16 protein-coding genes are annotated in these 20672 nt (G+C 67.2%); 11 read left to right on the forward strand and 5 right to left on the reverse strand.

What is annotated here, in order from left to right; genetic code table 11:
* On the reverse strand, positions 1-1773 hold the full coding sequence (cysS, locus tag Mal64_RS16760) for a cysteine--tRNA ligase (RefSeq protein ID WP_146402430.1): 1773 nt from the start codon (positions 1771-1773) through the stop codon (positions 1-3).
* Positions 1774-2070: 297 nt separating this feature from the next.
* On the opposite strand from cysS, the gene Mal64_RS16765 reads away from it, so the two are divergent.
* The 4 genes from Mal64_RS16765 to Mal64_RS16780 all read left to right on the forward strand — a co-directional run bounded on the left by Mal64_RS16765 (position 2071) and on the right by Mal64_RS16780 (position 7033).
* Positions 2071-2397 carry a hypothetical protein gene (locus tag Mal64_RS16765; protein WP_146402433.1) on the forward strand — a complete coding sequence of 109 codons (327 nt, stop codon included), beginning with the start codon at positions 2071-2073 and terminating at the stop codon, positions 2395-2397.
* Positions 2398-2405: 8 nt separating this feature from the next.
* The gene (locus Mal64_RS16770) at positions 2406-3881 is read left to right on the forward strand and encodes a TIGR04222 domain-containing membrane protein (protein ID WP_146402436.1); all 1476 of its coding nucleotides are present in this window, start codon (positions 2406-2408) and stop codon (positions 3879-3881) included.
* Between the two features lie 328 nt (positions 3882-4209).
* Positions 4210-5760 carry a 2-isopropylmalate synthase gene (locus Mal64_RS16775; RefSeq protein WP_146402438.1) on the forward strand — a complete coding sequence of 517 codons (1551 nt, stop codon included), beginning with the start codon at positions 4210-4212 and terminating at the stop codon, positions 5758-5760.
* Positions 5761-5938: 178 nt separating this feature from the next.
* Positions 5939-7033, forward strand: a complete 1095-nt coding sequence (locus Mal64_RS16780; RefSeq protein ID WP_146402440.1) for a calcium/sodium antiporter — start codon at positions 5939-5941, stop codon at positions 7031-7033.
* Between the two features lie 47 nt (positions 7034-7080).
* Here the strand turns inward: Mal64_RS16780 and Mal64_RS19935 are convergent, their stop codons facing one another.
* The 4 genes from Mal64_RS19935 to Mal64_RS16800 form a co-directional block, all read right to left on the reverse strand.
* Complete coding sequence (locus tag Mal64_RS19935) at positions 7081-7737, reverse strand: hypothetical protein (protein ID WP_197525839.1); 657 nt, start codon at positions 7735-7737, stop codon at positions 7081-7083.
* A gap of 144 nt (positions 7738-7881) precedes the next feature.
* Complete coding sequence (locus Mal64_RS16790; protein ID WP_146402443.1) at positions 7882-8904, reverse strand: ABC transporter substrate-binding protein; 1023 nt, start codon at positions 8902-8904, stop codon at positions 7882-7884.
* Positions 8905-9016: 112 nt separating this feature from the next.
* The gene (locus tag Mal64_RS16795; protein ID WP_146402446.1) at positions 9017-11971 is read right to left on the reverse strand and encodes a secretin N-terminal domain-containing protein; all 2955 of its coding nucleotides are present in this window, start codon (positions 11969-11971) and stop codon (positions 9017-9019) included.
* Between the two features lie 133 nt (positions 11972-12104).
* Positions 12105-12542, reverse strand: coding sequence for a hypothetical protein (locus Mal64_RS16800; protein WP_146402448.1), 438 nt, complete (start codon positions 12540-12542; stop codon positions 12105-12107).
* Between the two features lie 491 nt (positions 12543-13033).
* Here Mal64_RS16800 and Mal64_RS16805 point away from each other — a divergent pair, with 491 nt between their 5' ends.
* The 7 genes from Mal64_RS16805 to Mal64_RS16835 all read left to right on the forward strand — a co-directional run bounded on the left by Mal64_RS16805 (position 13034) and on the right by Mal64_RS16835 (position 20281).
* Positions 13034-14476 carry an RtcB family protein gene (locus Mal64_RS16805; RefSeq protein WP_231993819.1) on the forward strand — a complete coding sequence of 481 codons (1443 nt, stop codon included), beginning with the start codon at positions 13034-13036 and terminating at the stop codon, positions 14474-14476.
* 134 nt (positions 14477-14610) lie between these two features.
* The gene (locus Mal64_RS16810; protein ID WP_146402451.1) at positions 14611-14793 is read left to right on the forward strand and encodes a CPXCG motif-containing cysteine-rich protein; all 183 of its coding nucleotides are present in this window, start codon (positions 14611-14613) and stop codon (positions 14791-14793) included.
* Between the two features lie 111 nt (positions 14794-14904).
* Positions 14905-15285 carry a hypothetical protein gene (locus tag Mal64_RS16815; protein WP_146402453.1) on the forward strand — a complete coding sequence of 127 codons (381 nt, stop codon included), beginning with the start codon at positions 14905-14907 and terminating at the stop codon, positions 15283-15285.
* Between the two features lie 179 nt (positions 15286-15464).
* Positions 15465-16268 carry a polyphosphate kinase 2 family protein gene (locus tag Mal64_RS16820; RefSeq protein ID WP_146402456.1) on the forward strand — a complete coding sequence of 268 codons (804 nt, stop codon included), beginning with the start codon at positions 15465-15467 and terminating at the stop codon, positions 16266-16268.
* Between the two features lie 153 nt (positions 16269-16421).
* Positions 16422-17765 carry a PQQ-binding-like beta-propeller repeat protein gene (locus Mal64_RS16825; RefSeq protein WP_146402459.1) on the forward strand — a complete coding sequence of 448 codons (1344 nt, stop codon included), beginning with the start codon at positions 16422-16424 and terminating at the stop codon, positions 17763-17765.
* Between the two features lie 140 nt (positions 17766-17905).
* The gene (locus Mal64_RS16830) at positions 17906-19291 is read left to right on the forward strand and encodes a serine/threonine-protein kinase (RefSeq protein ID WP_146402461.1); all 1386 of its coding nucleotides are present in this window, start codon (positions 17906-17908) and stop codon (positions 19289-19291) included.
* A 105-nt stretch (positions 19292-19396) separates the two neighbouring features.
* Entirely contained in the window at positions 19397-20281 is an 885-nt protein-coding gene (locus Mal64_RS16835; protein ID WP_146402463.1) for a PP2C family protein-serine/threonine phosphatase, read from the forward strand.
* Positions 20282-20672 lie beyond the last annotated feature (391 nt).

Consider the following 20672-nt stretch of genomic DNA (forward strand, 5'->3'; position numbering starts at 1 on the left):
TTAGCTGGCCGCGGTCCATTCGGCCCCGCCGGGGCGGTCTTCGATCGTGACGCCGATCGCCGTGAGGCGATCGCGAAGGGCGTCGGCCGTGGCGAAGTCTTTGTTCTGGCGGCTCGTGGCGCGGAGCTCGATCAGCATCTGCATCACGCCCTCCAATGCGTCGGCGTCGCCCCCTTCCCATTCGGTGCCCCCGGCGCGGTCTTCGAGCACGATGCCGGTGGGCTTCAGGCCGTCGCGGATAGCGTCGGCGACCGCAAAATTCTTCGCCTTACGCGACTCGGCCCGCAGGTCGATCACCAGCTGCATGACCTGGCCGAGCAGCTCGCCGCCGCCGGCGGCCGAGGCGGGCGGCTCGATGAACACGCCCAGCACGCTCGCCAATTCCTTCAGTGTTTTGGTGGCGGTGCGGAAGGCTTCCAAGTCGCGGCCGGCCGCCTCCTTGGTCTCCAGGCCGGCGTCGTCGCAGTGCTTGTTGAGCACGCGGGCGAGCTCGAACAGCTCGCCGATGGCGCCGCCGGTGTTGAAGTCGTCGTCCATCGCGGCAAGGAATTTGGTCCGCAGCTCGGCGACGCGGTCGAGCAGGTTGCACTGGCCAGCGGCGATGGCGCCCGCCTCACGCGACTTGGGCGCCGAGAGGGCGTAGAAGCTCGAGCCGGTCACGCGCTCGTAGCGTTTGAAGAACCGGTAGAACGTGTCGAGCCCGACCCCCGCCTCCTCGATCGCTGGCTCGCTGAACAGCACCGTGCTGCGGTAGTGGGTGCGCAGGAGGAAGAAGCGGATCCGCTCGCCACCTTGGCGGCCGATCAACTCGGCCAGCCCGCCCGCGCCCTTGCTGCGGCTCATCTTGCCGCCGGCGCTCGCATCCCCGGTTGCATCGGCGTCGCCAGCAGTGTCGGCGCCGTCGCGGTCCGACTTGCCGCCGATCTTGCCCGCCGAGGGGTCGCTCCTCAGCAAGCCGTTGTGGGCCCAGTAGGTGACCATCGGCTTGCCGTGGCAGCACTCGCTCTGAGCGACCTCGTTCTCGTGGTGGGGGAACACCAGGTCGAGCCCGCCGCCGTGGATGTCGAAGGTTTCGCCGAGCAGCTTCTTGCTCATCGCCGAGCACTCGATGTGCCACCCCGGCCTGCCGTCGCCCCAGGGGCTCGGCCAACTCGGCTCGCCCGGCTTGGCGCCCTTCCAGAGTGCGAAGTCGGCCGCGTGCCGCTTGCGCTCGGCCTGGCCGCCGCCGTCGCCCTGCAGTGCGTCGACCGTGCGGTTCGAGAGCTTGCCGTACTCGCGGTCCTTGCCGACATCGAAGTAAACGTCGCCCTCGGAGGCGTAGGCGAACCCGCGCTCGACGAGCGACTCGACTAGCGCGACGATCTCGTCCATGCAGTCGGTGGCGCGCGGGAAGGCGTCGATCTGATCGACGCCGAGCGCGGCGAGGTTGTCGTTGTAGTCTTGGATGTTCTCCTCGGCCACCTCGAGCATCGTGATGCCGCGCTCGTTGGCCTTCTTGATCAGCTTGTCGTCCACGTCAGTGATATTCACCACCCAGAAGACCTTGTAGCCGCAATGGCTCAAGTAGCGTTTGATGCAGTCGAAAATGACCGGCCCGACCATGTGGCCGATGTGGGCCTTGTCGTACACGGTCGGCCCGCAGAGGTAGACGCCGACCTTGCCCGGCTCGACGGTCTCGAACGGCCGCTTCTTCTTGGTGAGCGTGTCGTAGACCTGCAGCGAGGGGTGCGCGGCGGCCTTGGCTTGCGGGGCGTCTTGGGTGCTGGCGGACATAGTGGCGTGCGTTTAGGAGTGAAAGCGAGCGCGCGAGGAAATCATCCTAGCCGACGACCTACGGTCGACGGGGGGCCTCGCTACGCGGGTTTGGCAGAACCGGTAAACTACCCCGATCGGGCGCTCTGTGGAAAGATCGGCTTGCGGGCAATAACGCCCAGGCTCGATGCGGCATAACTGCGGGCGATTCGGCCAAAATCCCGGCTACCCGCATGCCGAATCGGCTATGATGGCGCCGCCGTTCTTCTCGGCAATGCGATTGTCTTTTCCCTTCCGGTGACGAGGTAGTGAGACCCCATGAGTGACAACCCGTACCAAGCCGCCCCCGCCATGGGCTCCGCAGGCATCGGCGCCGTGACCGCGACCAAGGAATTGAAGCACGTCCACCCGCTGCAGGCGGGCAAAGTGCTGGGGGTGATGTACGCTTTGATGGGCCTGATCATCCTCCCGTTTTTTCTGATCGCGGCTGTCATGAACCCCAATCAAGCCGCTCCCGGTTTGGTGGTGGCGGTTCTCATCCCGATCTTTTACGCCGTCGGTGGTTTCGTTGGCGGGATCATTATGGCGGCTGTGTACAACCTTGTGGCGGGCATGGCCGGGGGCATCCGCATGGATTTCGAATAGGCGAGACCATGACCCGCAACCCACCCAGAGCCTTGCTCGACGACGACCTCTGGCGCCGCCTCGAGGCGTTCCGGCTCGACGAGCCGGGCGCCGCGCTGCCGATGACCCACCGGCTGGCGCAGGAGAACGGCTGGTCGCTCGACTTCGCCGAGCGGGTCACGCGCGAGTACAAGCGGTTCGTCTACCTGGCGATGACCGCCGGCCATGTCGTTTGCCCCTCGGATGAGGTGGATCAGGCGTGGCACCTGCACTTGACCTACACACACAGCTACTGGGAGGGCCTCTGCCGGGGCGTTTTGGGCAAGCCACTGCACCATAACCCGACCCGAGGCGGCGCCGACGAGACTGACAAATTCATCGGTCTCTACAACCAGACGCTGGCGAGCTACCGCGCAGCGTTCAGTGAAGCGCCGCCCGAGGACGTTTGGCCGAGAGCCGAGGCGCGCTTTGGTCGGCGTGAGAAAGTGCTCGTTGACCGCCGCGCGGCGTGGGTCGTGCCCAAGCCGTGGCGGGTCGATCGCGGCCGTCCGCTCGTCGTCGCCGCTTGCCTGATCGCGATCGGCCCGCCGCTCGCCGCCGGAGCGACGCTCAACCCGTTGGATTTCGACGGGCCGCGGTTTCTCTCGTTCTATATTCCGCTCTGTCTGTTCGCGGCCGTGGCGGCGATGGTCTGCCGGTTCGCCTTGCGCAAGCCCGACGACCCGAGCGCCCGGCTCGGCAGCGAAGACGCTGAGACCATTGGCGCCCTGCGCGGCAGGTGGCAGGGTGCGTTCCATGCCGCGCTCGCCGGGTTGATGGCCGAGGAGGCCATCGAATTCGAGAAAGACGGCGCCTTCCTGCAAGGGAAGACTTATCTCGTCCGCGCGCGGCGCCAGCCGTTGCCCGAAGACAGCCCGCTGCGTCGGTCGATCCTTGAATCGACCCAAGACCGAGGGATGAATCTCAGCCATCTTGGCCCGGCGTCACGGCCCGAAGCCCGCCGCATCGTTGAGCGCCTGAAGGACGAAGGCTTGTTAGAGGCGCCTGCGTCTTACGCGTCGGTGAGGACCGTCTGCGGGTTGCTGCTCGGTTCCGCCTGGTTGTTGGGGGTCGCCAAATTGGTCGGCGGAATCAGCCGCGACAAGCCAGTCGGCTGGCTCGTTGTTTCGGTCGTGGTGATGACGATCGTTTATGCACTGATCGCGTCGATGCCCCGCCAGACACGCACCGGCAAACGCCTGCTGAAGCAGTTGCAACGCAAGCGTGAAGTCTTGAAGCTGCGAGCCGAGCAAAAAACCTCCGGGTTGGGCGCCGAAGAACTCGCCCTAGCGGTTGGCCTGTTCGGGCTGTCGGCATGCCACGCGCCCGAGCTCAAGCAGTTTCAGCGATCGTTGTCGACCACGGCCGCCATCAATGGCGGCTGCAGCGCTAGCGGGTGCGGGGGGGACGGATCCGACGGCGGCGGTGGTTGCGGGGGCGGCTGTGGCGGATGCGGGGGCGATTAACGCGTTTCTCGCCGCGAACCTTGACCCACCCCGATCCGTCAGCTACTTATGAACGGACCAGAAGGGCTCGACCGACCGGCCCCTTCCTACCGAAATAGAGAAATATGAACGCCACGCTCCTACCGAACCTGCTCCTTCTACTCTCTTGCAAGAGGGCCTAGGTTCGTACGCAGCGATTCAAGCAGCCACCAAGAACCCCGGAGCCCTCGCAGGCTCCGGGGTTTTTTCGTTTTCGCCCCGGGCCGCCCAGGCTTTCGGGGCGTTGGCGCCTCGGCCCGGGCGCCACTAAACCTTAGAATGCAGACCCCTGACCATGAATGCCGAGGCCATGTCCGAACCACGCCAGATCACGATCTTCGACACCACGCTCCGCGACGGCGAGCAATCGCCCGGCTGCAGCATGAACCTGAGCGAGAAGCTCGAGATGGCTCAGGCGCTCGTCGAGCTGCGCGTTGACGTCATGGAGGCGGGCTTCCCGATCGCCTCGCCGGGCGACTTCGAGGCCGTCAAGGCGATCGCCGGCGCCGTGAAAGGCGTGCAGGTCTGCGGCCTGGCCCGTTGCAACGACAAAGACATCGACCGCGCGTGGGAGGCTCTCAAGGAAGCCGAGCGGCCGCGGATCCACGTGTTTCTCGCCACGAGCGCGATCCACCGCGAGTTCAAGCTCAAGATGGGCAAGGAGGAGATCGTCCGGCGGGCGATCGAGGGCGTCAAACGGGCCAGGAACCTGTGCGACAACATCGAGTTCTCGCCCGAGGACGCGGCCCGCACCGAGATCGACTTCTTGTGCGAGGTGGTCGAGGCGGCGATCGACGCCGGCGCCACGACCGTGAACATCCCCGACACGGTCGGCTACGCCACGCCCGTGCACATGGGCGGCGTGATCAAGTCGCTCGTCGACCGCGTGCCCTGCATCGACAAGGCGGTGATCAGCTGCCACTGCCACAACGACCTGGGCCTCGCCGTGGCCAACAGCTTGGCGTGTGTGGAGAACGGCGCCGGGCAGATCGAGTGCACGGTGAACGGCATCGGCGAGCGGGCCGGCAACTGCTCGCTCGAGGAGGTCGTGATGGCGCTGCGCACGCGGGGCGACTACTACGGCGCCGACACCGGGGTGCACACCCAGCGGCTTATGCCCACCAGCCGGTTGCTCTCGGGCATCACCGGCATGACGGTGCAACGCAACAAGGCGATTGTCGGTCGCAACGCGTTCGCCCACGAGGCGGGCATCCACCAAGACGGGATGCTCAAGAACCCCACGACCTACGAGATCATGCGGCCCGAGGACGTCGGGTTCACCAAGACCGACCTCGTGCTGGGCAAGCACAGCGGCCGGGCCGCCTTGGCCGACCGCGCCACGGCGCTCGGCCACCCGCTCGCCGGCGACGAGCTCGACGCGGTGTTCGCCGAGTTCAAGAAGCTCGCCGACAAGAAGAAGGAGATCTACGACGCCGATATCTTGGCCTTGATTGAAAAGAAGTACGCCGAGAAGGGCCAGGAGTGGTCGCTCGACGCGTACGAGGTGAAGATCACGACCGACGGCGTGCCGAGCGCCACCGTCACGCTGCGTCGCGGCGACGACGTGGTGACCGACACGTTCTTCGGCGGCGACGGGCCGTTCGACGCGCTGTTCTGTGTCATCGAGAAGATCACCGGCGCCAAGGTGCGGGTCCGCGAGTTCCGCATCCACAGCGTCACCCAAGGCAAAGACGCCCAGGCCGAATCGACCATCGAGGCGGTCGAGGGCAACAAGCGCTACCGCGGCCGCGGCGTGTCGACCGACTCGGTCGAGGCGGGCGCCCGGGCGTTTGTGAGCCTCATCAACCGCGTGCTGCGCGGGGCGGGGCAAGAGATCGACGGGCCGATCGAATCGGTCTAAGGAATACTCCCCTCCCCCATGGGGGGAGGGGCTGGGGGAGGGGGTTAGCGTACCAGCACAGGTGAGTATTCCTGTCCTGAACGCGTGCCCCCTCCCCTAACCCCTCCCCCCATGGGGGAGGGGGATCAAGAAGCGACGCTTCACCAAGTTCAGACTCTCTCCTACGACGGAACGCCCCTTGGACCCGCTGATTTACCTCTGGATCGCCCTCGGCATGCTCGGCCTCATCGGCGGGGGAGAGCTGCTCGTGCGCGGGGCTTCGAACCTCGCGCTGGCGGCCAAGATGCCGCCGCTCGTGATTGGGCTCACGGTGGTGGCGCTCGGCACCAGCGCGCCGGAGCTGGCAGCCTCGATCAAGGCCTGCCTGGCGGGCGCCAGCGACTTGGCCGTGGGCAACGTCGTGGGGAGCAACCTGGCGAACCTGCTGCTGGTGCTCGGCGCCTCGGCGATCGCCGCCCCGTTGGCGGTGAACATCAAGCTCTTCCGGCTCGACATCCCGGTGATGATCGGCGTGGCGACGGCGCTCTACCTGATGGGCCGCGACGGCGTGCTCAGCGCCGGCGAGGGGATGCTGATGACCTTTGGGCTGGCCGGCTACCTCGGCTGGACCGTCTACGAGGGCCGCCGCGAGTCGAAGCGGCTCAGCAAGGAGTTCGAAGGGCTCACGCCGCTCCCCGAGGGCTCGCCGACCAGCGTGAAGTTCCTCGTGACGAGCGTCGTGATGTTCCTCGTCGGGCTCGTCACGCTCATCGTCGGCGCCGACTGGCTCGTCTTCGGCTGCCGCGAGCTGGCCCTGGCGTTCGGCGTGAGCGACCTGGTGGTGGGGCTCACCGTGGTGGCGATCGGCACGTCGATGCCGGAGCTGGTGATCTCGGTCCTGGCGTGCCTGCGTGGCAAGCGCGACCTGGCGGTGGGCAACGTCGTGGGGAGCAACATCCTCAACGTCCTGGCGGTGCTGGGGATCTCGTCCACCGTGGCGCCGGCGGGGATCGTGGTCGACGCCCCGTCGCTGGCGTTCCACGTGCCGCTGATGATCGCCGTGTCGGCCGCCTGCATGCCGATCTTCCTCAGCGGGCTGTCGATCACCCGCGGCGAAGGGGTGGCGATGCTGCTGTTCTACTTCGCCTACATCGGCTTTCTGGTCTACCAGAGCGTGGTGACGAAAACGCAGCCGGGTGTCACCGAGCTGCTGTGGTTCCTGGCGCCGCTGGCGCTGGGGCTGCTGGCCGTGCTCGCCGTGTCGCGCCGCGAGAAGGCGATGAGGCTCGGCTAGCGGCGGCGCCCCCGACCGAGGTTGGTCGGGGGCGGAACGATCGCCGCTCACTCGGCGGCGTGCTCGTCCTTGTGTTCCTCATCGTGCTCGGGCTCATCCGCGTGGTCGTGGGCCGCCTCGTCGTGATCGGCTTCTTCTGCGTGGTCGTGGGCCGCCTCGTCGTGATCGGCTTCTTCTGCGTGGTCGTGGGCCGCCTCGTCGTGATCGGCTTCTTCTGCGTGGTCGTGGGCCGCCTCTTCCTCGTGCTGATGCGCGCCCGACGCGTTCTCTGCGGGCGCCGCGACGGCGAGCGCCTCGGCCGGCAGCATCTCCTTGAGCTTCTCGAGCGACGCGCGGATCTTGGCGTCGACCGCCTCGTGGTCGAGTTCGGCCGCGGCTTCTTCGGTCCCGGCGTGCAGCACGCCGTCGTACTCGCCGAAGGCGTCGTAGAGCTCGTCTTGGATCGTGACAATCTGCTTCTGAGCGTCGGCGCTCAGCTTGGCTTGCGACGCCACGAGCGGCAGCGACTTGATCACCTCGCCCACGTCGTGCAGCGTGTCGTGCGCCCGCTCGGGATCGCCGGCCGCGAACGCCTCGTGGGCCTCGTCGGCGGCCATGGTCACAAGCTGGAACGCACGGCCGAGCGGCTTGGTGTTTGGCGCCGGCGTGCAACCGGCGGCTGCGAGCAGCAGGACGAGCATAAAGATCGAGAGGGTACGTTGCATCACAACAATCCGCCTTGGTGAGTGGTGGGGGGTCTGCCTCTAAAATAACAAAGGCGAGCCGAGAGCGTCAGCGACCGGAGCGGCCAAAACCGCACAGCGGCGCGCCAGCCCTGCGGTCGCGAAGTTTACCCACCTCTGGAGGGCTCACGGCTCGCCTAACAACTTGGTGCGCTGCGCGACTCCCACGCCGTGGCCGACGAAGCGTTCGGTGCAGGCCTTCAGCGGGTCGATCTCATCCGCCCGGTAGATCCCCGCCGCGACCATCGCCTCGTAGAACGCCTTGACGCGTTCGGGCCGCAGCACGCCGACGCCGCGCGTGAGGGCGTCGCCCGAGTCGACGAGTCCCCACGCCTTGGTCTTGCGCAGCGAGTAGGCGATCTGGCCGTCGGTCATGTCGGGGTTGTCCCGCTGGATCAGCCGGCTGGCCGCGGCGTTGTCGCCGTAAAGGTAGCGGACCCAGCCCAAGATCGTCGCGTCGACGAACCGCTGGACCAGTTCCGGCCGCCGGTCGATCAACTCCTGGCGGGTTTCGATCGTCGTGGAGTAACTCTCCCAGCCATGATCGGCCAGCAGGAAGACCCGCGGCTCTTGCCCCAATTCCTCCTCGACCCGCTTGGGCTCGGCCGTGGCGTAGCCTTGCTGGATCCAATCCTTGTGGGCGAGGAACGGCGCCAAGCTGTGGTTGTAAGGCCGCAGCATCTCGCGGCGGAAGCCGTGGGCCGACTCCATCCAGAGGAAGAAGCTGTGCCGGCCGGGAGGGGCCATCAACAGCGGCGCCCGCGTGAGCTCCTCCCACTTGTCGTAGCCTCCCTCGGCGGAAGGCGGGTGGGCGATGAGGCACTGCGGGTCGCGTTGCAGCATGGCCGCCACGACGCGTGTGGGGATGCCCTGTTTCACGGCGTCGAACGCTTGCAGCAGGTTCGTGCCGACGAGGAAATCAACGCGGCCCACGGCCAGCAGCGGCCGGTTGTTGACCAGCGGCCCGCCGGGGCGGATCGTCACGTCCAACCCGGCCGCGGCGTACGTGCCGTCGGCGACCGACTGGTAGAAGCCTCCCAGCTCGGGCTGCGCCTTCCAGTTGAGCGCGACCGTAACCCGGTCGGCGGCCAGCGCCGGGGAGGCGAAGATCAGCAGGAGCACGCACGCGGTAGAAAGTGATCGTGGCATGCCGTCAATGTAACCACCGCCGCTTTGCCGTGGGAGGCATTCAGGCAGATCGCTTTGATTGTGGGAGACGCTTCCCACAGTTCAGCTATTTAGCGGCTGGACGAGCGCGAGATCAGCGGTTGCGGCGGCGGTTGCGTCCGCGATCACGGCCGCGATTGCGATCGCCGCGGTCGTTGTTGCGGCCCCCGCCCGCCTGCTGCTCGGGGCGTCCGCCGGTCCACGGCTGGCCGAGCGCCTGGGCCAAGGCCCGCTGCAACTGCTCGGCCGAGACGCCGCCCGCGTCGACCACCGCCACGGTGGTGTTCGGCTTGGCCGCCTCGTCGAGCGAGCGGATCATGTCGACCACGCTGTCGTAGATCTCGGTCTGTGCCGAGACGACCAGCAGGTTGGCGATGTCGTCCGCAGCGACGGAGAAGACGCCGTCGAAGCTGGCGCCGATCGGCTCGGTCTCACGCTGCTCGCCCTGGGCCTCGTAGTGGATCGAGGTGGCGTAGCGCGTGCTTGTGCCGCCCGTGCCCTTGTCCTCTTCGGTGTCGAACTCCTCGTCACGGCGGCTCAGCAGGTCGCGGTAGACGTCTTTGAGCGTCGCCGCTAGGGCCGAGGCCTTGGAGTACTGCAGTTGCACCGTGCCGGTGCGGCGGGCGAGGATCGCGTTGCGCGGCGGCAGCGTGTCCCAGCTCTTGATCAGGCCCTCGATCTCCTCGAGCTGCACGGCCGTGGCGTGCTTGACGAGGATCGTGTTGCTGGTGTTGTCGTAGACGAACTGGATCGGACGACGCTGCGACAGCCGCACGCCGGTGTCCTTCGGCCCGGTCTGCTTGACCCGACCCCACCAGTCGACCACGTAGTCCTGGTCGCCGGAGAGCTCGTCGTCGTAGTACTCCTCGAGCAGCGAGTAAATGTAGTAGGCCGAGCGGTTCTCGAGCTGGAACACCTTGTGACGCGGCGGCTCGGGGGCGACGGCCGTCGCCAGGTCTTCCAACCGGCTGAGGGCTTCTGGGTCGGCGCTGCTCAGCACGATCGACCCGTCCGGTCCGATCGACACCCGCACGGCGGGTTGCTCGGCCTTGGCCTCGCCTTGCGACTCGGCGGCCGCGACGGGCGAAGCGAGCAGCCGGAACGGCGAAGCCGCCAGCCGCACCGAGTCCGCGGAGGGAGGGAGACTCGTGACGCGGTCGCCGCTCTCTTGGGTCTGGCTCTCGGCCTCGTCTTCGGTGGCCTCGTCGTCGTTGGCTTGGTCGTCGGCCTGCTCTTGGATCGCCTCCTCACCCTCGATGATCAGCTCCACGCCGCCGCCGACCGAGGGCCACGCCTCGCGCAGCCGGCGCATCAGCTCGGCCGTCTCCTTGGGGGGCAGGGCGCCGAGCGTGCGGACCGGGCCGCGGTCGCGCGGCTCGCCGATCGGCTCGCCGAGCATCTTCAGCAGGTTCTCGACCTCGGCGATCTGCTGGTTCGTGCCGCGCACGATCAGCCGGTTGTTGTCGATGTCGGCGTCGATCCGCATCTCGTGCTGAGGCTTCTTCTCTTTCTTGTTGTTGTTCCGGCGGTAGAAGTAGAACGGCATGTCGTCCTCCTTCTCCTCCTCCACGGGGGCGAGGAGCCGCTCGATCGACCCCGCCACGGCGTCGGCGGGCAGCCGGCGTAGCGAGTAGACCACGACCCGCATCCCCGTGCCGTCGAGTTCCTCGACCATCGAGTCGATCTTGGCGTGGTCGACTTGACTGGCGCGTGCGAAGAGCGTTTTGCTGTCGTTGTCGGCCTTGAGCTCGGCCATCGGACTCAGGTCGCCGATCTGCTGCAGGGCGTCGACCACCGACTGCGGGTCGATCGTCTTGAGCTCGTACGGCTTGAGCGTGCGGCCGAACAGGTTCGCCGTCGACGACTCGCCCGCGGGGCCGCCGCCCACCGGCACGTCGAGCGCCTCGATCGTGCGGGCGATGATCTCCATCTGCTCTCCCGGCGCATTGGCGATGATGCTGTTGCGCTGGCGGTTGTAGATCAGGTAAACGGGCGGGCCGTCCTTCTGGATCATCTTCGTCACGTCCTTGCCCTTCTGCTGCATCTGCTTGAGCAACTCCATCTTCTGCTGCTGCAAACGCAGGTCCATCTGGCTGGGACGCGACTGCGGGTCGAGGCCCAACACCACGTAGATCGAGTCGATCACCTGCGAGGCCTGCACGTATTGCAACTCGAACTCGCGGAAGGTCTCCTCGCTCGCGGCCGCCATCCGCTCCTCGTTCAGCACCGCGCTCACCAGACGCAGGTTGGCCACCGCGTCGATCGCCAGCACCCGGCCGCTGGCCGCCAGCGGCATCACCTTGGCGTTCTTGCTCAGCGCCTGCTTGAGGTCTTCGACCGCCTTCTCGACCGACATCTCGTCGGGCAGCTGGAACGACACCTTCACGATGTCGTGCGGCTGGCGGTCGTAGAGCTCGTCTTCGGTGACGCGTGGAACGAGACTCGGATCGATCGCGTCGAGCTTGAACACGCTGAGCACCTCGCCCGAGAGAAGCAGCGCGTAGCCGCGGGCTTGGAGGTGGCGGTTGATCAGGTCGCGGGCCTCGGGCAGCGTGTAGGCGCGCGTCGTGGTGAGATTCAGGTAGTCGTTCGGCAGTTGCTGCCAGTCGAGACTCAGGTCCGACACCGCGGCGAGCCACTGCAGCACGTCGGGCCACGGTTGCCCGGTGAACGAGAACCGCACCCGGCCGTTCTCGGGCCGGGCGTCGAACTCGCGCGGGTCGGGCGTGCGTGGCGGCGATTCGGGCCGCTTGACCGTGTCGCCGGCCGGCTTTTGTTCCTTCTTTTCTTCTTTCTTATCCTCGCCCTCTTTCTTGGCGTCGTCGCTCTTTTTCTCTTCCTTTTTCTTCTCAGGCTTCGGCTTCGAGCCGCGCGCCTTGGCGCGGGCGGCCTCGATCTGGGCGCGGATCTCCGGCGGGACGCCGGCGGGGATCTCGCCGTCGGAGCTGAACGACTGAATGTCTTGGCCGAATGCCGTGGCCTGAAGGGCAAGGACTGCGGCCAGCGCAGCGGGCGCCCACCGACGGATTGTGTAGCGTCGCGCCTGCATCTCTGTATCCGGAGCGGGAGGGAAGCGAGGGGGCCCGGGGGCCCGGCCGAGGGAGCCTTCCCCCGGCCCTCCTACTATACGGAGTGGCGGGAGCCGACTCAAACTTCGCGACGCCACGGCCTAAAACAGGCGTTTAGAGCTCTTCTCGCAGCTCCTCGGGCACGGTCAACGCCGAGGCGCCGCCGGCCGCGACACCCACAGCCAAAAAGCCCCCTACGGGGGGGCCACCGGCAAAGACATCCGCCAAATAAGGAAACGCCGACGGCAGCTCTTGCTGGCATTCACGCCAGGCGAACGCCCTGGCGTAGACGGTTGTGTCGAGCTCAGCCTCGGCGTCGGCCGCCTCGGCGTGCTGCATCGCGATCGCGTCGTCGACAGCCTCTTCGCCCAGCCAGCCGCAGGCGATCTGGGCGCCGAGATCGTCTTCGCAGTCCACGAGCAGCACGACCGGGTCTTTAACGCCGTCGCTGAGCGCGGTGTCGTAGGTCTCGAACAGCAGTGCGAGAGAGTTCTCGACAAGCGCCTGCTGGGCGTCGAGCGGATCGGAATCGGGGGGCGTGGGTGAGTCCATACGACTAACACACACCGAGCGGCGAAAAAAAGAAAGCCCGGCCCCGCACTTCGCGGGGCCGGGCCGTTGCTTTTGCTTTGAGAACAGGCCACGGGCGCTGCGGCTTGCATGCCTACCGCTCTTCACTCGCAGCGGGAACTCAGAAGCAGGTGGTGGTCGCCTCTTGCGGAGCGACCCGCCGGTCGTCGTCAGGTCCGACCACCTCGCTGGCTAAAAAGACTAGGACAGTCGATCAAGGACCACCTCCTTCCTACTTAAAACATGGCGGGCCGGAAATGAATGCCAGAGACACTTCCAGCCGGCCTGCTAGTCCGTCGCGCTGCGAACGCGACCTGATGGCGTTAGTATAATCGGCGCCCCGCCGGCGTGCACGAGAGATTTCCCGCCGGTTTGGGCCACTTTTTCTCAAGACCCGCGCCAGCACTCTCGGGTTCGGCCTCATGACGATTCGGTGAACCCCCTGGCGGGTAAAGGGTCTGTTCGGATCACGGATGACCTCGACTCCCCTCCCGCTGACCCGCCGCACGGTCGGAACCATGAACCGCAAGCAGCTTCAAAAACTCGGCGTGCCGCCCGATTGCGTCGCCGCCGCGACGAGCGCCCTCGGCCGCGCGGCGAACGAGGGGACCGGCTTCGGGCTCAAAGGCGCCCGCGCCAAGAAGCTTGTTGCTGACGTGCTCGCCGAGCCAACCGGCTTTCGCGACGACCCTATTTGGGGCGCCCTCGCAGCGGAGCTGCTCGCCGAGGCCGAGGCGCCTGCGCACAAGCCGATCGACTACCGCACCTGGGGCGAGGAGATCGACGATTCGGCCCACGCCCAGATGCGCCAGGCCTGCCGTGTCCCCTCGGCCGTCGGCGCCGCGCTGATGCCCGACGCCCACTTGGGCTACGGCCTGCCGATCGGCGGCGTGCTCGCCTGCGAGAACGCGGTGATCCCGTACGCCGTGGGCGTCGACATCGCCTGCCGCATGAAGCTCTCGGTGATCGACCTGCCGGTCGACTCGCTCACGAAGCGCCGCAACCTCTACCGCGAGGCGCTCGAAAGGGGAACCAAGTTCGGCGTGGGCGTTGAGCACACCCCCAAGCAGCAGCACGATGTAATGGACCGCGACTGGTCGGTCACGCGCGTCACGCGTGAGAAAAAGGACAAGGCGTGGAAGCAGCTCGGCACGAGCGGCTCGGGCAACCACTTCGTCGAGTTCGGCGTGCTCACCCTCGGCGAGCGCGACGAGCAGCTCGGCCTCGACGCCGGCGAGCACGTGGCGCTCTTGTCGCACAGCGGCAGCCGCGGCGCGGGGGCGGCCGTGTGCCAAACCTACAGCCAGATCGCGCAGCGGCTCTTGCCAAAGCGCCACGCCGAGCTCGGCCGGCTGGCGTGGCTCGCGCTCGACAGCCCCGAGGGCCAGGATTACTGGGCCGCGATGAACCTGATGGGCGAGTACGCCGCGGCCAACCACGCCGTGATCCACCGCCTGGTCACCAAGCTGCTCGGCGCGCAGGTCATCGCCGGCGTGGAGAACCACCACAACTTCGCCTGGAAAGAGTTCCACGGCGGCCGCGAGGTGGTCGTCCATCGCAAAGGGGCGACCCCGGCCGGCGCCGGCGTGCTGGGCGTCATCCCCGGCTCGATGGCCGACCCGGCGTTCGTCGTGCGCGGCCGCGGCGTGGCGGAGAGCTTCGACTCGGCGTCGCACGGCGCCGGCCGCCGCATGAGCCGCCGCCAGGCGCGCGACACGTACCGCTTCAGCGCTGTCCGCAAGGACTTGGCCGCCCAGGGCGTGGAGGTCCTCGCCGCCGGCTCGGACGAGGTGCCGGGCGTCTACAAAGACATCCGCTCGGTGATGGCCGCCCAGCAAGACTTGGTGGAGGTGGTCGCCCGCTTCGACCCCCGAGTGGTCCGCATGTGCGGCGACGGCAGCCGGGCGGAAGACTGAGGCGCCAGGCGTGAGGATTGAGGGGTTAGGATCTAGGGGCTAGGGGCTAGAGAGTTCCACCCGACTGCTTCGCTACCGCACGAACTTCTAGAGCTTCTAACCCCTAACCCCTAACCCCTAGCCCCCCGCTCTCGATGGACGACGAAGCCTCCTACATCTGCGACGCCTGTGGCGAGGAGATCGTGGTGCCGGTCGACCTGTCGGCCGGCGAGGATCAGGAGTACGTGGAGGACTGCCCGGTCTGTTGCCGGCCGAGTGTGATCCACGTCGAACTCGACCATTCGGGCGAAGCACGCGTTTGGGCGGAGCCGGAGTGAGACGAGGAAATCGCAAAACCTTGGGATAATTTTTTGACTTCCGCTTGGACGGTTGTTAGCGTGCGGTGGCGTTCGAGAGCCCGACCCCGCACCACCAGCCACGGCGCCGCGATGCATGCTTCCCCCCGTCGATCAACCGCGACCCTTTGCCTTGCTTTCTTGGCGATCGTGTCGGCCGCCCGCTCGTCCCAAGCCGCTGAGGTTGAGGGAGAGTGGCTGCTCACCAGCGGCGAGACGAGTTACACGGTCGTCATCGAGCAGAGCGACCAGCTGCTGCTCGTCGCCGAGTTCCGCGCCACGTTCCCCACGCCCGGCGTCGGCTACTCGTTCGGCCGCACGGCGGTTTGGATCAACCTGACGGGCGCCCTCACCGCCGGCCTGGTGAACGAAGCCAACGGGACGATGCAAGGCGGCGTCTTTTCTCTCGCCAACGGCCTCACGCCCTTCGAGGCGGAGTTGATCGGCGAAGAGCCGATCACGATCGATCCGTAACGCGGTCGAGATTCAGCGGCCTGGTTCCTCGCATATCGCGCTGCACCAAGCCGACGATGCCGACGATCGCTGCGGCGAGCTGCGCACCAGCCGTCCGCGGCGAAAAGCTGGCGTCGCGGTTGCGTGCTATGCTAGTAACGCACCCCCGCTAGTTTTTTCTGCACGCCGAGAGCAAGCCGATGCCGCGACCCATCACGTTCAAGCCTGGCGAGAAAGTCTGTTTAGCCGACATCGATCCTCGCAAGATCGACGGCGATTGGGACAAAGAGTCGGCCGCCGAGCGCATGGAGCAGAACGCCGAGCGGACCCGCGACCTCGCCTACCGGTTGTACGCCGAGAACCGCCGGTCGGTGCTGCTCGTGCTGCAAGGCATGGACACGGCTGGCAAAGACGGCACCATCCGCGCGGTCATGCACAGCGTGAGCCCGCAGAGCTGCCAGGTCACGCCGTTCAAAGCGCCGAGCAATCTGGAACTCGACCACGACTTCCTGTGGCGGATCCACCAAGCCGTGCCCCGCCGCGGCAACATCGGCATCTTCAACCGCAGCCACTACGAAGACGTGCTCGTCGTGCGTGTCCACAACCTCGTGCCCAAGGAGGAGTGGCGCAGCCGCTACGAGCGGATCAACGAGTTCGAGCAGATGCTCACCGAGGGGAGTGTCACGATCGTCAAGTGCATGCTGCACGTCAGCAAAGAGGAGCAACGCGAGCGACTGCAGAAGCGGCTCGACAACCCCAACAAGCGTTGGAAGTTCAGCAAGGGCGACCTCGCCGAACGCAAGCTGTGGGACGACTACCAAGAGGCCTACGAAGCGGCCCTGGCGCACTGCAACACGAAACACGCCCCCTGGCACGTGATTCCGGCCGACCGCAAGTGGTACCGCAATCTGGTGGTCAGCGAACTGCTCCGCAGCACGCTCGAAGAGCTCGACCCGCAGTTCCCCCCCAGCGAGTCGGGACTCGACGACATCACCGTCGTGTGAGATCACGCCCGCAATCGCGGTGAGCGGAGGGTCGTAAGCGGCAGTGCAGGGCAGGGCAGTGCGGGGCAGGGTGGCGTTGTGCCGTAGGCGGCAGAGGGGGATAATCCACGGCGCCCCCAGCGCGCTGCAACTTCGCCCCCGGACGCCCTCGCCATGCTGCTCTCTTCTCGGCCTACCGCCTCCCTGCTGCTCGCCATAGTCTGCCTAGCCGCAGCCCACTCCTTGGTCTCGACCGCCGTGGCCGACGACTGGCCGCACTGGATGGGACCCGAGCGTGACAACGTTTGGCGTGAAGAGGGCCTGCTGGAGGAATTCCCCGAAGGGGGCCCCGAGGTCGTGTGGCGCACGCCCACCGCCGGGGGCTACGCCGGCCCCGCCGTGGCGGACGGGCGGGTGTTCGTGGCCGACTTCGTCACCGAAGGCGACTACACCGCGGCGAACTTCGAACGCAAAGCGCTCGTCGGCGCGGAGCGGGTTCGCTGCCTCGACCAAACCACCGGCAAGTTGCTCTGGGAGCACGAGTCGGCGGTCGAGTACGCCATCTCTTATCCGGCCGGCCCGCGCTGCACGCCGGCCGTCGACGGCGACCACGTTTACACGCTCGGCGCCGAGGGGCATCTTTTCTGCTTCGAGGCCGCCACGGGCAAGGTCGTCTGGGAGCGTCACCTGCCGACCGACTACAAGACCAAGCCCGCGCTGTGGGGCTACGCCGCCCCGCCGCTCATCGACGGTGACAAACTGATCACGCTCGCCGGCGGCGAGGGAAGCCACGTCGTCGCGCTCGACAAGGCGACGGGCAAGGAGTTGTGGCGCTCGCTCACCGCCCCCGAGCAAGGCTACTCGCCCCCCACCATCATCGAGGCGGGCGGCTCTCGGCAGCTCATCCTGCTGAGGCCCGACGCCGTCTCGTCGGTCGACCCCGAGACGGGCGAGGAGCATTGGTCCGTGCCGTACCAGGCGACCGGCGGTTCGATCATCATGGCGCCGCTCCAGATGGGCGAGCACCTTTACGCGGCCGGCTACCAAGACCAGAGCCTGCTGCTGAAGCTAGCCGCCGACAAACCGGCAGCCGAGGTCGTTTGGCGCAACCGCCGCAAGCAAGCCGTCTCGCCCGTGAACGTGCAGCCGATCATCGTCGGCGACATCCTCTACGGCATGGGGGGCGGCGGCTCGCTGGCCGCGGTCAAGCTGCCCGAGGGCCGGCGGCTGTGGGACACCCCGGCGCCGGTGAGCAAGCGGCCGCTGGGCACCGGCACGGCGTTCATCGTCCGCCAGGGCGAGAGCGACCGGTTCTGGCTCTTCAACGAGAACGGCGAGCTGCTGATCGCCCGCCTCACGCCCGAGGGCTACGAGGAGCTCGACCGCGCCAAGATCCTCGAGCCGACGAACGTCGCCTTCGGCCGCGACGTGGTCTGGTGCATGCCGGCGTTTGCCGACCAGCGGATGTACGTCCGCAACGACAAGGAATGTGTCTGCGTCGAGCTGGCGAAAGAGTAGGGATCAGGATTCAGGGATGAGGGGGAATAGCCGACGACCTTTCAGCCGCAGGCCGATCGGACCACGCCACGCTTCGCACGGCCGATTCCAACGCTATGCTTGAGATACCCCCGCCGATCCCTCGCTGAGCCACTACGCCCGTGCCGCCCCGCCCCTCGACTGACAAGCTCCGCAAAGGCGCCCGGCTCGGCAAGTACCGCGTCGAGCGCAAGCTCGGCGACGGCGGATTCGCCACGGTCTACCGGGCTTACGACACGCTCGAGGGGCAGCGTGTGGCGCTGAAGATCCCCAACAAGTCGGTGCTCGACGCCGAGGCCGAGGCCGACTTCCTCAAGGAGATCCGCCTGGCGGCCAAGTTGCGCCACCCCCACATCATGCCGCTCAAGTCGGCCGACACGATCGACGGGCGGTACGTCTTGGCCTACCCGCTCGGCGAGAAGTCGCTGGCCGACCGGCTGCAGTCGCGGCTCTCGCTCGCCAAGGCGCTCGAGTTCGCCGAGCAGATGACCGCCGCCGTGGCCCACGCCCACTCCGAACGCGTGATCCACTGCGACATCAAGCCGGAGAACTTCATCATCACGCCCGACGGGCTGATGCTCACCGACTTCGGCATCGCGATCGTCGCCCTGCGCACGGTGCGCGGCTCCGGCTCGGGCACCGTGGGCTACTGCGCCCCGGAGCAGGCGATGGGCAAGCCGTCGTTCCGCAGCGACGTCTTCTCGCTCGGCCTGGTGATTTACCGGATGCTCGCCGGCGTGCTGCCGGAGTACCCGTTCACGTGGCCGCCGCCGGGCGTCGAGCGGATGAAACGCAAGGTCCACGCCGACCTGCTGACGGTCCTGCGCCGCGCGATCGACCTCGACCCCAAACGCCGCTACGCGTCGGCCGCCCCGATGCTCACCGCCCTGCGCAGCGCGGCGCGCAAGAGCCTCTCGACCGGCCGCACGGCGGGGAGCGCGCGGGCCAAAGCGACCCGCCGACGCACCTCGACCCACACCTCGAGCATCGGCTGGCAAGAGGTGCAATGGCGGCACTACCTGCGGCTGTTCGGCAAGGCGCTCGGCGGCCATTGCCCCTGCACCTCTTGCGGCGCGCCGGTGGCCGAGGCGATGGCCGCCTGCCCGTGGTGCGGCGTCGCCCGCAAGAAGCACAAAGGCCCCACGGTGTTGCCCACCGTCTGCCCGCGTTGCGACCGCGGCCTGAAGGCCGACTGGCGTTACTGCCCGTGGTGCTTCGGCGCCGGCTTCGAGCCGGAGTCCGACCGACCGCTCGCCGACAAGCTCGCGACGGGCAAGTGCGCGAACGCCTCGTGCGATCGCAAGCAGCTCCGCCCCTTCATGCGATACTGCCCCTGGTGCCGCACCAAGGTGCGTAAGAAATGGAAGCTCGAGCCCGCCAGCGACGACCACCCCAAAAGCAAGTGCCCTCGCTGCGCGTGCGGCGTGGCCGTCGGGTTTTGGGGGTGGTGCCCGTGGTGCGGCAAGCAACTCGATAAAACCCTCGGTTTGCACCGTACGAAATCTTAATAAGCCGTGATTCCGCCCGCCCGCAGTCCACCCGCTATGAGGCATGATTGTTAAGATCACGCGACGGTCACGCCGCTTGGTCGCGAATCGTTCCCCGACTAATCTTTGCCAGCCCAACGCGTCGCCCCGCACGGCAAGCAGCCAGCCATTTTGACGACCTGTACTGAACCGACGCTCTGCCTCGCCGCGACCATGGACGCGCCGGAGTCGACGCGCGCCATGGGTGGCGAGGTCGTATACTTCTCGACGCGTTGCCCCGACAAGCCGTCGCCCAACGAAGACGCCCTGGCGGTGCTGCCCGGGCCGGCCGACGCGGCTTGGACCGGAGGCGTGCTCGCCGTCTCCGACGGCCTGGGGGGCGAGGCCGCCGGCGAGGCTGCATCTCGGCTCACGGTCGAGACACTCCGCGACGAGGTCGGCCGGATCGCCCTGACCGGCTCGCCGCTCCGCGGCGCGATTCTTGACGGCATCGAGCGGGCCAACCAGCAGGTCATCGCCCTGGGCGTCGGCGCCGCCGCCACACTGGCCGCCGCCGAGGTGGTCGACGGCTTCGTGCGGCCCTACCACGTGGGCGACAGCCAGATCTTGGTCGTTGGTCAGCGCGGCCGGGTGAAGCTGCTCACCGTGGCCCACGCCCCGGTGGCGCAGGCTGTGGAGGCGGGCGTGCTGTGCGACCAGGAGGCGATGCACCACGACGAGCGGCACGTCGTGTCGAACGTTGTCGGCTGGTCGGAGATGCGGATCGAGATCGGCCCCACGCACCGCCTCGCGCCGCGCGACACGCTGCTGCTGGCGACCGACGGCCTGTTCGACAACCTGCACGTGGCCGAGGTCGTTGAGCGCATCCGCAAGGGATCGCTCCCGAAGGCGATCACCGGTTTGGTAGAAGAGGCCCGCCGCCGGATGGACGACTCTCTCGAAGAAGCGACGGGGCTCACGCCGAGCAAGCCGGATGACCTGACGGTTGTTGCTTTTCGTTTGGATGCTTGATCGCGTTAGGCTTTGGCGTGGTTGGTTCTGACTGCCGCGCGGCCAATAGTTTTTCAGAAACGCACGGTGGAATCGTCCGCAGAAAAGTTTCCCGCCTGGATAGCGGCGCCGATGTCCCAATCGACGCAGCCGCGACGGCTAGAACGGCGAGAAAGGTCTGCGAAATCGCAGCGGCGGGCGGGGCGATACACCCCTGCGGCGCCCAATTATCTTTGTAGCAGCCGTTTCACCTAATTTCGACAATCGCTTTTGGCCGCGCGCGCAGCAGCGATTCTTGGCCGTTCGCGATTTTGTCGTAAGCCGCCGTCGCTGCTTGGTTTAGTGCGGCGTGGCGGCCGTCGTTTGAGGGGCTGGGAACGCGGCGGTTTTTCCCGCCGGCGGATTTGAGCGC

Origin of the sequence: Pseudobythopirellula maris, assembly GCF_007859945.1 — a bacterium.
GTDB lineage: Bacteria > Planctomycetota > Planctomycetia > Pirellulales > Lacipirellulaceae > Pseudobythopirellula > Pseudobythopirellula maris.